6 protein-coding genes are annotated in these 13,251 nt (G+C 37.5%); 4 read left to right on the top strand and 2 right to left on the bottom strand.

From position 1 onward, the window contains the following. The first annotated feature begins 168 nt into the window (after positions 1-168). Entirely contained in the window at positions 169-2,502 is a 2,334-nt protein-coding gene (locus BUA72_RS20550) for a TonB-dependent receptor (protein ID WP_072924858.1), read from the top strand. A gap of 250 nt (positions 2,503-2,752) precedes the next feature. Here the strand turns inward: BUA72_RS20550 and BUA72_RS20555 are convergent, their stop codons facing one another. Together BUA72_RS20555 and BUA72_RS20560 are read right to left on the bottom strand one after the other, a co-directional pair. Further along, positions 2,753-5,017 carry an outer membrane beta-barrel family protein gene (locus tag BUA72_RS20555; RefSeq protein WP_072924860.1) on the bottom strand — a complete coding sequence of 755 codons (2,265 nt, stop codon included), beginning with the start codon at positions 5,015-5,017 and terminating at the stop codon, positions 2,753-2,755. A gap of 69 nt (positions 5,018-5,086) precedes the next feature. Then, positions 5,087-7,318, bottom strand: coding sequence for an outer membrane beta-barrel family protein (locus BUA72_RS20560; RefSeq protein WP_072924861.1), 2,232 nt, complete (start codon positions 7,316-7,318; stop codon positions 5,087-5,089). Positions 7,319-7,594: 276 nt separating this feature from the next. Between BUA72_RS20560 and BUA72_RS20565 the strand changes: the two genes are divergently transcribed. The 3 genes from BUA72_RS20565 (at position 7,595) to BUA72_RS20575 (ending at position 13,078) form a co-directional block, all read left to right on the top strand. Then, on the top strand, positions 7,595-10,612 hold the full coding sequence (locus BUA72_RS20565) for a sensor histidine kinase (protein ID WP_083544262.1): 3,018 nt from the start codon (positions 7,595-7,597) through the stop codon (positions 10,610-10,612). A 50-nt stretch (positions 10,613-10,662) separates the two neighbouring features. Further along, the gene (locus tag BUA72_RS20570) at positions 10,663-11,283 is read left to right on the top strand and encodes a response regulator (RefSeq protein ID WP_047454337.1); all 621 of its coding nucleotides are present in this window, start codon (positions 10,663-10,665) and stop codon (positions 11,281-11,283) included. A 109-nt stretch (positions 11,284-11,392) separates the two neighbouring features. Further along, a complete protein-coding gene (locus BUA72_RS20575; protein ID WP_072924864.1) occupies positions 11,393-13,078 on the top strand; it encodes a hypothetical protein in 1,686 nt (561 codons plus the stop codon). Positions 13,079-13,251: the final 173 nt, after the last annotated feature.

Raw genomic sequence — 13,251 nt, forward strand, 5'->3', positions numbered from 1 at the left:
ATTTTCATACAGTGTGTGAGTTATATTTGAATAGTATTTCAGTAATAAAAATAGAAATTTTAGAGTTATCTTAATTTCTGTTTCATATGATTTTAATCAATAAAGGGAATTATTATTTTTACTTAGTATAAATAAAACTATAGATTTGCATCTGAAAAAATTTACTGAATGAAATGTATAGCTACTGCAGTCTTCCTTTTCGGAGGCTTAGGATGGGCCCTTGCTCAGAACTCGGGGAATATATCCGGGATTCTGAAACAGCACAACGGGGAAGTACTCCGTGAAGCAACGGTGGAACTCGTGGAAATCAACAGGCACACACTTACCGATCAGGACGGGAAATTCAGCTTTGAACATCTTACCGACGGTGATTATCATATTAAAATCCAGGTGATCGGTTCAGCAGAAAAAACCATTGAAGTGAAGGTGATACAGAATGAACCTGCTGTGGTCAATTATCAGCTGGAAAAAGAAAATATTTCTGCCATACAGGAAATTACCCTGTCTACCGTAACCAACAAGTTTTCTAAAAAGGAAAGCCCGTATGTATCGAAGCTTCCATTAAAAAATATGGAAACGCCGCAGGTTTACATCAGCGTTCCTAAAGAACTGATCCAGGAACAGATTGCAGTGAATCTGGGAAGTATCTCTAAAAATATTCCTGGGGCAGGTATTCCAATGCTGGCCAATCAGGGACGTGTGACGTTTCTTTCCCGCGGATTTACTACAGAGCCTATGGTGAGAAACGGGATTTCAGGATTTGCGTATACAACCATTGATCCTGCCAATCTTGAAAAAATTGAGGCTATTAAAGGACCTTCTGCCACATTATTCGGTTCTAATCTTTCTACATACGGAGGTTTGTTTAATAGGGTGACGAAGAAACCATTCAACGGTTTTGGAGGGGAAGTATCATTCACAGCCGGAAGCTGGAATTATAACAGATTTACGGCAGACGTAAACACAGCCGTGAATAAGGATAAAACAGTTCTTTTCAGATTAAATGGAGCGGCTACTTTTCAAAAGAGTTTCCAGGATCTGGGTTTCAGTAATGCAGTTTCTATTGCTCCCTCTATTTCCTATCAGATCAATGACAGACTTTCTCTTTTATTCGATATTGAATACGGTCATGAAAAAGCGACATCTGTCGTAAGATTCAATCCTTTCCTTGGAAGTAATAAAGTACAGTCCATCGCAGATATGGGCTTCCCATACAACAGACTCTTCGGAAGCAATGGCATTCCTTATGAAACAGAAATGATGAACATTTTTGCCCAGATGAATTATAAAATCTCTGACAGCTGGACTTCACAGACGCTTGTATCTCGTGCAAAATCTACCATCGATGGCTATATTACCGCTATTAATGGAACTTCAGATACCATGGCAAGATTGCAGGTGATGAAAGGAAATACCAATTTTATCGCTACCAATATCCAGCAGAACTTTATCGGGGATTTCCAGATTTTAGGACACCGAAACAGAATGATCGTTGGTTTGGACTATTACAACAATGCCAACAGTTTTGACAGAGTAACGGTGAACGGGGCTCCTTTCGATTTTACGGGAACCGCGCCTTATGCTGTTAATCAGGACGCCATCAATAACCTTGCTGCATCAGGAACTCCGAGAATTGAAAAGAACGGAGATAACAGCTATGCCGTTTATGTTTCAGATGTTTTCAATATTACAGAGCGTTTTCTGGCGATGGTAAGTTTAAGAGCAGACCGTTATCAGAATATGGGTGTGACGAATATTGCACAGAATATCACGACCGGAGATTATTGGCAGACGAATTTTTCTCCCAAATTCGGATTGGTGTATGAAGTGGTGAAGGATAAAGTATCGGTTTTCGGAAATTATATGAACGGATTTACGAACAAAGGCGGATCTGATATCTCCGGGAATACGTTTAAACCTGAACAGGCCAATCAGAAGGAATTTGGAGTGAAAGGAGATTTGTTCGGGCACAGATTGGTAGGAACTATCAGTTATTATGATATTGATGTTAAGAATATGGTGCGTCAGGATCCTGTGAATCCTTTGTTTTCTATTCAGGACGGAGGTCAGAGAAGTAAGGGTTTCGAAGTGGAATTCACGGCCAATCCTGTAAAAGGGTTGAATATCATCGCAGGATATGCGTACAACGACAGCAAAATGACGAAAGCTGATGCAAAGATAGACGGTTTGCGTCCTGCACTTTCAGGACCTTCCAATTTATATAATCTTTGGATGAGTTATCAGATGACAGGCGGACAGCTGAAAGGTTTGGGAATTGGTTTCGGAGGAAATAAAGGAAATCATTCTTTCCAGACCAATACGACGACGGCAAAGGTGATTATTCCTGCATACACTACTTTGGATGCTACCTTATTTTATGATCACAAAAACTTCAGAGCAGGCATTAAAGTGAATAATTTAACGAATGAAAAAACCTGGTCTGTTAGATTAACACCACAAAACCCTACACAGGTTCTGGGAAGCATTGCTTATAAATTTTAATAATATAATTAATCTGAGTGCGAGATTAGAACAAAGAGTACTCATTTAACCCTGTCAAGGTTCTGAACCTTGACAGGGTTGATGGTTAACAGAACTACTCAGATCCAAGTAGTTTTAAACTTTCTCAACATCATTAAAATAAAACGTTCTTAAACCTAATTCAGATCAATTAGATGAATCATCAATAAAAACCCGCCGGAAATACCGGCGGGTTACCACAAAAATAGTTAATATGAAGAAAGATAGTCTCTTATCTTGTTCTGCTCTTAATGGCATCTGATGCCCCTTCGATGTCTCTTACTTTTTTCACTTTCTGATTTCCGAAGTTGTACACAATACTGAACGTCATTCCACGTCTGAACTGATCGTTTTTCACATAATTGTAGTTCCCTGATGACTGATAATCTTCAATTTCCACAACATTGGTTCTCAAAACGTCTGTTACGTTAAGTGAAAACGTCCAGTCGTTCCAGTTTTTCTTGATACTCAGATCTAAACTCATCAGGTTTTTCAACATTCCCAGTTCGATCTGCTGTTTGTCTACATAGAAATAGTTAACTCCCAGAAACCAGGTTTTCTTCTTATCCAGACGGATGGTGTTGTTCGATTGAATCACCATACTCGTAGATTTGGTTTTATTGATGTAGGTGTCAAAAACTTGTCCTGTCGTTGGATCCGTATTCAATGTTCCGTTATTGATATTATGCTGGACACCGATATTAAAGTTCGTTGTCAGATACTGCTTGAAAAACGTTTTCTGCATTCCGATCATGGCAGACATTTCCTGCTTGTCACCGAAGTTGGTTCTGATATAAGCCAATTGTCTGTATTTCACATCATCTCTTACAATCTCTCTTTGTAAAGGAACCTGAGTGATGATATCCTTGAAATAAGAGTGGTTCAAGATCAGGAAGTATGAGCTTTTAAACATATACGTTAACTCCTGATTATAGGTAGAAGATGACTTTACAAATGGGTTGTTCTGAGTATAATTATCTTGAGTAAGAATGTTCTTTACCGGATTTAATTCCCAGAAGCTCGGTCTGCGCATTCTGCTTGAAAATGCATATGAAATATTATTCTTATCGTTAATGGTATAATTGAAACTCAAATAAGGCAGGAAATTATTGTAATTTCTTTCTATTTCCTGGTAAGGAGCTTCCGTATTCTGAGGATTGTCAGAAGTTCCTAAACTCTTCGTGATTTCATATCTTGCGCCTACTTTTCCTGAAAATTTATCGGAAAACTTTTTCTCAAGGGTTAAATACACCCCGTAAATACTTTCATCATAGATAAAGTGATTGAAATCGCGTTTAGTATCGATAAGATCTCCGTTTCCATTGTAGAAATAACTGTAATTTTTAGTGTCATTATCTGTTTTCGTTTTATTAAAGTTCCCGCCCAGAGAAGCCGTGAAATCATTTTTAAATTTCTGAATATAATCTACCGTCCCTGAAAAGTTATTGATGACCTGCGGAATATCCTGCGTAATTTTTTGACGTAATAATGAAAAATCACTGGAAGTCCCCGGAATTAAAGGAACTAAAGTCCTGTTATCAGAAAACTGAAATCTTCTGTAGTTCAGGTAAGCTGCATTCACATTCAATTTACTTCCCAGAGAGTCTGTTTTTAATTCATAGTTTAAATTCAGGGAATTGTTGTAATAGTGGGCATTTTCTCTATTTTGAGACTTATTTTGTTCACTTGATTTAAAAGTTCCGTCAGCATTATAGTTACTTAATGTATTCAATAGATCTACCGTTGAATCATTACTTTTATTATACCATGAGTTCCAGGTAAGCGCTAAATTACTCTTATCCGTTAACTGATAATCGAAGTTTAAATATCCTCCAAGATTTTTATTCGGATCATTGATGTCACCAACGGATTCATTGGAGATTAATTTAGTTCCGTTTTTTAAAACATACGATTGAGCCTGAATATTTTCTCCCGTAAAAATATTTCCGCTGATTCCCAGTTTATCCTTTCTGTAGTTCAGAGAAAGTGAAGCGCTGGAACCATTGAATTTATTCTGCATATTACTCATCCTCATGTTTCCGTTCAGACCGTCGCTCAGTTTTTTCTTCATCACGATATTGATGATCCCATCCGAAGATTCTACCTGATATTCACTGCCCGGAACGGTAATCACTTCAATTTTCTGAATGTTTTCCGCCGGTGTGCTTTTCAGGAGCTGTACCAGAGATTCTGCATCCATATTGGTTTTTCTTCCGTTGATGTAGATCAGAGCGTTATTTTTTCCTGCAATCTTCAGTGTTTTATCATCTGTTGAAGAAAGTAGGGGAGTCTGCTTCAACAGGTCAAAGGTGGTATTTCCTTTGGCCACCGGTGAAGCGGCAACATCATAAACAAAACGGTCACTTTGTTTTTTAAAAACCTGCTTCGTCAATGTGATTCCTTCTATAGCTTTTGCTTTTACCGTATCGGATTTCTTTTCCTGTGCAAAAACTACGCTTCCTGAGATAGCTGCTGCCAGTATAATGATCTTTTTCATGATTATCTTATTTAAGTGCCGTTGTGGAACGGGTGTGGTTTGTGGTTGTTTTTATTTTTTGTGGTAGACTTAAGTCCTTGATTTTATAGCGTCGTTGGCAGATTTTATTTCTCTCGCTTTTTTCAGTTTCTGATTTCCGAAATTGTAGGTTACACCGATGTTCAGAAGTCTTGAATACTCGAAGTTGACAACGTTATTGTAACTTCCGTTAGGCTGTACCCCCTGAATGCTGTTGTAATTCTGGTTAAAGAGATCATACACTTCCGCAACAAATGTCCAGTTGCCCATGATTTTCTTTAAGCTGACATCAAAGCTCTGTCTTACACCCAATGTTCCGCTTTCAATTTTCACTTTACTGCCGTAATAGTAATTCACTCCCAGGAACCAGTCTTTATTAGAAGAAAGACGGATGTTGTTGTTGATATTCCCTGAAACATTGAAGTTTTTGAAATTGATTACGTAAGGTTCTACAACTTCTGTCTGACCTTCAACAGGTACTGAGGTTGGATCTGCCATTACTGACCCTTTATAAATATTGTATCCTAAATTCACAGAATAATTGGTTGTCCAGATTTCTTTGAACCATGATTTGTTCATCCCTAAGGTCAGTCCAAACTGTTTGTTGTCGCCATAGTTGGTTCGGATATATCTTAAAAACTTCTTGGTGACCATTACCGGATTTCCGTTTTCATCATTTTCCGGTCCTGTTACACTTCCCTGAAGCGGTATTTGGTTCGATGCGTCTTTTACATAATTGAAACTTACGTTGGCGAAAAATGCATTTTTGTACATATAACTGATTTCCTGGTTGTAAAACTTAGAAGCCAGTACGAATGGATTGTTCTGTGTATAATTATTAGGCGTGAAATAAGTTCTTGAAGGATTCAGTTCCCAAAACCTTGGTCTTCTGATTCTGCTGGAGAAACTGTACGTAAGATTATGATCAGAACTGATGGCGTAGTTTAAGTTAAGATAAGGCAGCAGATTATTGTAATTTCTGTCAAAACTTGTCTTTCCAAGAATTTCACCGCTGCTTCTTGTGATCTCATAACGGCTTCCTATTTTTCCTGAGAATTTATCGCTTAGTTTTCTTTCATACGTAATATAGGCACCCAGAATTCTTTCTTTATAAATGAAGTGATTGGTCTGATTGGCGTCATTGATGATCGCATTGTTAATGATCTTGTCCTGTTTCGTATCATTATCCGTATTCGTGTGGTTGTAGCTTACTCCCATCAACCAGGTGCTTCCTTTAGCCGTTTTTTTCAGATAGTCGATATTCGCGGCGTAGTTATTAATGATCTGGGGAACCGACTGTTGTAATGCGCTGTATTTATTGTCCGGATCAGTATTTAAAGGAAAACTTTCGTTGGTACTCATTTTATCCCTGTTAAACCATAAATAAGAAACGTTAGAAGTAAGTTTGCTTCCGATAGAATCTGTTTTTATTTCGTAATTTAAATTAAAAGAGTGATTTCTTGTCTGCGCGTTTTCATTGTTTACAGTTCTGTTGATAAGCGCTCCGTTTTCCCAGTTTGTTATATCAAGAATAGAGTTAAAGCTTTTATTATATCGCATGTTGTAGGTAAATCCTAAACTGTGATTTTTATTTAACTCATAATCAATATTTACGCTTCCGCCCACATTTTTATTAGGATCAGAATTGAATCCTGAAGACTCATTTCTGAAAGTGGAATCTCCGTTGGATAAAGTATATCTTTCTCTGTCGGTCCAGCTTCCTGTATTGAAGTTTGAATTTACAGACCATTTGTTTTTTCTGAAATTGAATGAAGCTCCGGCAGAAGGATTGTTATAGTAAGCCTGCTCATTATTCATTTTCAGAGTTCCGTTGTAGCCGTCATTTTTCTTCTTTTTCATCACAATATTGATGACCCCTTCATTGGATTCTACCTGGAATTCACTTCCCGGGGTTGTGATCACCTCAATTTTCTGGATATCTTCAGATGGAGTTCCTTTCAGCATTTCGATTAATGCTTCAGCATCCATATTGGATTTTTTATTGTTGATATAGATTACTACGTCAGATTTTCCCATGATCTTCAGAGATTTTCCGTCGATGCTGGAAATCATCGGAGTTTGCTTCAAGAGGTTGAATGTATTCGTTCCCTTTGCAATCGGGGAAGAAGCTACATCATAAATGAAACGGTCACTTTGTTTTTTGAAAACCTGTTTCTTGATATTGACAGTTTCAATATTTTTTACTTTCAGAGTGTCTTTTGCTTGTTGGGCAGCTGCGAGTCCGCTGAAAAATAAGGCGGCAATTAGAATCTGAGTTTTCATAATTATATTGTTTTAGTTGTTTAATAGCTTGTATGGATGATTATTTAACATTACAAAGATATATAATAAAAACAGTATCATGCAATACAAAGTACTTAAAATGTTTTTAAAATAAATTTAACCAATTGATTATCAGTGTATAAAATTTTAAATTAAAAATTCAACTTCTTTTGACTTTCTACATAATTAGACAATTGAGGAAAGTTAAATGTTACATTCAAAGAAGAATTTCCTTAAATTATTAAAAAAAGACTAACTTTATTTAAACTACAAATCATGAAATTCCTATTAAAACTATGTGCTGTCATTGCATTATTTTGCTCGGCAAAATGGGGTGCACAAAACATGGGTAATTATTCTGTGACCAAAATTACACAGGACGACGGACTCTCGCAGGGCTCCAATTATTTCTGGTTTGAAGACCGTAAGGGTTTTGTATGGCTGACGTGCAATGATGCCCTCAACCGCTATGACGGATCTTCGGTAAAAGTTTACAATCTCAAATATTTTTTTAAAAATTGCCCCGCATTACAGCAGGGATACGGTTTTGCAGAGGATGGGAAGCATTTGTACATAGGCAGTACAAGAGGTTTATATATTTATAATTATCAGTTGGACGAGTTTATCTTAGTAGATATTTATAAAAAGTTTTCCAAAAATAAAACAGCTATTCCCATTGGTTTTGCAGACGGTAGAATCTGGCTGTTTAATGAAGCTTATCAGTTGGCAAGTTTTGATGTTACAACCCAAAAGATTACCCTGGAAGCCCAGATTCCTATTGAACCCTTAAAGTCTGTTCACATTTATTATAACGATGGAAATGTATTTTACTTCAGAATGCCTTTTTTGGATAAGCATCGGAATATATGCTTCATAGGAACCAAAGAGGTGGTAACCTATGGCCTGGATTCCAAAAAAATAAATTTCCCCTTACGTCAATTTAAGACAGATTCTGCTGCGATTCTGCAATCTGCCGCATATGATGAAAAAGATGATGCGCTTTATCTCGGAACTGCAGACCATGGATTATTTGTTCTTAAAGATCATTATCAGACGTTGAATCAGCGTCAGAAATCTTTGAAGAGAATCGGAGGGATTGCAGCTCATCAAGACAAAGTTGTCCTGATGAGCAATAGAACTCTTTTTATTTTCGATAAAGAGCTTAAAAACGGAAGTCCTTTCCATGGCGGTTTTGAACGGGCTTTTAATTTCCGGTTCGATCAGATTGGAAGGCTCTGGTTCTGTGATGACGGGCAAGGGGAAATTATCATAGACTTTCGGGGAGCCATGCTCAAAAATACGACTGATGCTACAGATCCTTTGATGATGTCTTTCAGACAACGTGGAGTTTCAGATTTTACGGAGCTTCCGGATCATCGCATTTTAATTAATTCATCTGCTGTTTTTGACCCTGAAAAATTTTCTGTTAAAAAATTTGTACCGGACAGAAGCAGTTATTACACGAACTCCAGAGGGAGAAGCTACAGCAATCCATATACCCGGGAAATATGGATGTTTGAGAATAGTACCAGTGATCATCAATATAAGATTATTGTTTTTGATGAAAATTTAAACCCCCAAACCAGCTATACCTTTGATAACGGGGAGATGGGCAAGCATCAGCATATGGTTAATTTTAAAGATTCACCGTCTGTATTTTCTTTTTCTACAGGTTTATATCTTTTAAATACATTCACCGGAAAGTTTGAAAAAATAAAAAGTATTCCGGATCAGAATCCTTTTTACATCAATATTCTAAGCGATAAAAGAATGGCGATAAGCTATCTGAACGGGGATATGACGTTGGTGAAAAGGGAAGATAAAAATAGCTATAAAGTCATTGGGAGAATTCTTCCGAAAGTTCAGAGTTTTTATATTCAGGAGGATGTGAAAAACAGTCAGTATTGGGTAGGAACCAATCAGGGAGTCTATCTTTTGGATAAAGATTTCAGGAAAGTAAAAGTATTTGACAGCAATAACGGTCTTGCCGGAACCTACATCTATGGAATTCTGCTGGATGATTTCGGAAAGCTCTGGTGCAGCCATCAGAGAGGGCTTTCAAGCATTGATACCCGGACACACATTATCTCTAATTATGATAAAGAAGATGGAATCCAATACTGGGATTTCAATAACAGAGGTTTTCTCAAAACGTCAGATGGGGTTCTGTATTTCGGAGGGGTGAAAGGATTTAATTATTTTAAACCGCCTTTAAAACTCAGTTCTTTTTACCGGCCCGAAATTTATATTGATGAGGTGCTGATCAATAACAGACGTTATGTAAGCCCGAAAGGAATTAATTTTTTGAAGGAACTCAATCTCAAATATGATGAAAACAATATTTCCATAAGGGCACTGATCAAAGATTTGGAACATGGTTCGCAAAGAAGTATGATGTACCGGATAAGAAATATTGATCAGGTTTGGAAAAAAATGTCCAGAAAAGCACCACTTAATCTGAATAGTTTAGCCCCTGGGATTTATGAAATAGAATTCGGGATTACAGATAAATTTACGGGGAAAGTTTTATCTCAAAAGCTAATAAAGATTAGTATTGACAAGGTTTTTTATCAGACATTTTTATTTTGGATAATTCTTGGAAGTTTATTTTCCGGAGCACTTATTTTGCTGGTAAGCCGATGGGAATTTATCAAGCAGAAAAATGAATTTAAAGAAAAAATGGCGCTTGAATCCCAAAGAAATAAAATCACTGCCGATCTGCATGATGATATTGGTTCCACATTAAGCAGCCTGCAGATCAATTCCATGGTGGCCGGAGAACTCATTGATAAACAAAAAATACAGGATGCCCAAAAAGTTCTCAGGAATATAGAAGATCAGTCCCGGAAACTTTCCGAAAACATGAGTGATATCGTTTGGAGCCTTAAACCCAACAATGATTCTCTGATGACGCTTTCCACCAGGATCAGGAATATAGCCAGCGAAATTCTGGGCAATACGGATATTGACTATAAAATAAATATTGACGAAAGTATTGATAATGAAATTGTAGATTTCAGCATTAAGAAAAATATCATTCTCATCGCCAAAGAAGCATTGAACAATGTCGTAAAATACAGTAAATCTAATCAGGTTTCTATTGATCTTAAAAAGAATGAGAGCCACCATATTCTCCAGATAAAAGATCAGGGAATTGGATTTGATCTCTCGGAAATAAAAGGAAACGGTATTGGAAATATGAAAAAAAGAACCCTGGAAATGAACGGCGTTTTTGAACTGGAATCACAAAACGGGACCCGTATCAAAATCCTTATCCCTAGATTTAGGGATTGATGACAGCTCAGTAAGAATTTAACTTTGACTCAATCTAGCAGTACCACACCATGATTAAAATATTTGCCTACGACGATAGCCAGGAACGCCTGCACAGCATGAGAAGCCTTATCGAGCTTTCAGAGAATATGAAATATATCGGGGATGCGCTCAACTGTGAACATGTGGAAGAAGAAATGGAGAAGTATCAGCCGGATATCGTTTTAATGGATATCAATATGCCGGTGGTGGACGGAATAACAGGTCTCAAAATTATTAAATCCAGATTTCCCCATATCAATGTTCTGGTTCAGACTGCTTTTGACGACAGTGAAAAGGTGTTCCGTTCTATTTCCAGCGGGGCCAGCGGTTATATTTTAAAAAGTGATAACCCGAGGAGAATTCTTCAGGCTATTGAAGAAATCTACGAAGGCGGAGCTTTTATGAATCCGGCTATTGCGAAACGCGTCCTGGAATATTTTCAGCCTACGGCACAGCAGAAACTTTTGACACAAAAAGAACAGGAAGTTCTAAAACTGTTGTCAGATGGGCTTAGCTACAAGATGATTGCCGACAAACTGGAAATAGGCTATTCTACAGTAAATACCCACATCAAGCATATTTATAACAAACTTCATGTATCTTCTTTGGGGGAAGCGGTCTCATGGTATTTTAAAAATATAAAGGAGTAAAAACGCTGAAAAATTTTGTTTTCAGCTTTTGGAACGTCCCTATAATTAGGGATTTTTTTATGTTTTGTTTTAAATGAATTTTGAGAAACAATTCTAAAAACAAAATATTATGAAATGCAAATTTACTTTTATGAGAAAGGCTGCGGTCTTATTATGGGTCTTACTTTTTGTGACGGCTGGTGCGCAGGAAGAAAGACCGGGACAACCCATCAAAGGGGTTATTGTGAAAGGTGGGAAAAATCCGGGAGGAAATCTTCTGGTTTCTGTAGGTGGAGGTGGATTGTTTCCCGGAAATACTTATGGGCAGGAGAGCCATGTTGGAAACGGATTTAATGGAAATATTAATCTGTACGTTCCTGTTTTTACATTGAACGGTTCGGAAACAAATTATACCTCACTGGGGCTGAACGGAGGGGCCGGATTTTTCGGAATGAAAAAAGAATACAAACCTGAAGGACCTTTTTACAATATTGCCGGACAGTCTTCGCCACCTTCATTTAAAACGGAAATAGGAAATGGAAGCCGGCAGAATGGTTTCATAGGAGAACTAGGGCTTCAGTCTAATTTTTCCTTCAACAAATTTACAATATCACCTATTGTGAATGCCGCCTATATCAGTTCAAAGGAAAGTTTGTTTACGGCTATTCAGACTTCGAGTGTCAATGGGCAGGTCCGAAGTTTTGAAACATCAAAAAGAATAATTTCCAAAACAGATGGTCTGGGCGTCATCCCTAAACTGAGGCTGTCTTATTTTCCGGGAAGAATAGGATTTTTTGTAGAAGGAAGTTATCTGGCAGGCCCGAATGTAAAAAATACGACAACCATTTTCAAACCTAACGGAGCCCCGAACAGTGAAGGCTTTTACAGTATTGATCAGATAATGGCAGGCAGATATGAAACACTGGAAACAAAAAACAGGCTCAATGTTTTAGGCTTGAATGCAGGAATAATCTTCAGTATCTTTTCGAAAAAGGATTACAATAACCCAAAAAGTTCAGAGATAACGGATGAACTTCAGTCAAAATCAAGTAATTGTGTTTGTTTAAGCTCACCCACGGCTTCTGTGCAGTTTCCTAATGTCAGCGGTCCCTCAATAAATCCCGGTGGGACTTTGACGATTCCGTATAACCCGGCAAATTCTTCAAAATTCTTAAGAGTTGAAGCATCACCGCATCCTTACAATTCATTGAATACAGGAATTTGGGCTTCCATCATCACGATTTTCACCAATGGAAGTCCGAGTACGGTAAGTTCAGGCGGAAATCCATTTAACCATACCAATGGGCAGAATCCTTCCGCAAGATTAATACCTTTTTCAAGTCTGAACGTAGGAACAAACACGATTTGTATTAATGTAAAATGTCCATCTTCGGGTACTACCTGTTCAATAGGCTGTTTTACAGTTATTGTAGAAGGTCCTCAGTCTTCATCCTCTGGTACCGTTACGGCAACGCCTGTTTGCTGCACCAAATTTATTGTTGCGCCGGGAAATCCTCATAAAGAAGTTCTCACAGGACAAGTCAGATTTAAAATGGCAGGAACGGTAGTCAATGCAAAATTGAAAATAGTGTCCGCCGGAGGAAATATTGCGTATGAAAACTTTGTGCAGAACGGCTTTACAGGATGCTACACCATGCCGGTAGATATTTCGGTAATCAGCACGGCCAATCAGCCGGTACCTTCCTCTACGGTGAATGGTTTACCTGTTTATAAACATTCAAGCAAATTTGCCTGTAAAGAACTGGGCCCAAAATTACCTGTACAGGTAATACCAGGCATAAAAATTCCACAATAGGACTATCTGAAATAATAATGGGGAAGTGAGGCCGCAATGTCTCACTTCTTTACCACTTATCTCGGTCTTTTTGACTAAAAATTCTTAATGTCAGAGATTGAAAATTATTCAGATGTAAGAAAAATGAGTTTAAAAATTGAATAAAATACCGATGTATTCATTTTATGATTAAT

Origin of the sequence: Chryseobacterium sp. OV279, from assembly GCF_900128945.1 — a bacterium.
Classification (GTDB): Bacteria; Bacteroidota; Bacteroidia; order Flavobacteriales; family Weeksellaceae; genus Chryseobacterium.

Excerpts from the sequence above, each read along its gene's own strand:
- BUA72_RS20550 (WP_072924858.1), top strand. The coding sequence starts at position 169 with ATGAAATGTATAGCTACTGCAGTCTTCCTTTTCGGAGGCTTAGGATGG.
- BUA72_RS20555 (WP_072924860.1), bottom strand. The coding sequence starts at position 5,017 with ATGAAAAAGATCATTATACTGGCAGCAGCTATCTCAGGAAGCGTAGTT.
- BUA72_RS20560 (WP_072924861.1), bottom strand. The coding sequence starts at position 7,318 with ATGAAAACTCAGATTCTAATTGCCGCCTTATTTTTCAGCGGACTCGCA.
- BUA72_RS20565 (WP_083544262.1), top strand. The coding sequence starts at position 7,595 with ATGAAATTCCTATTAAAACTATGTGCTGTCATTGCATTATTTTGCTCG.
- BUA72_RS20570 (WP_047454337.1), top strand. The coding sequence starts at position 10,663 with ATGATTAAAATATTTGCCTACGACGATAGCCAGGAACGCCTGCACAGC.
- BUA72_RS20575 (WP_072924864.1), top strand. The coding sequence starts at position 11,393 with ATGAAATGCAAATTTACTTTTATGAGAAAGGCTGCGGTCTTATTATGG.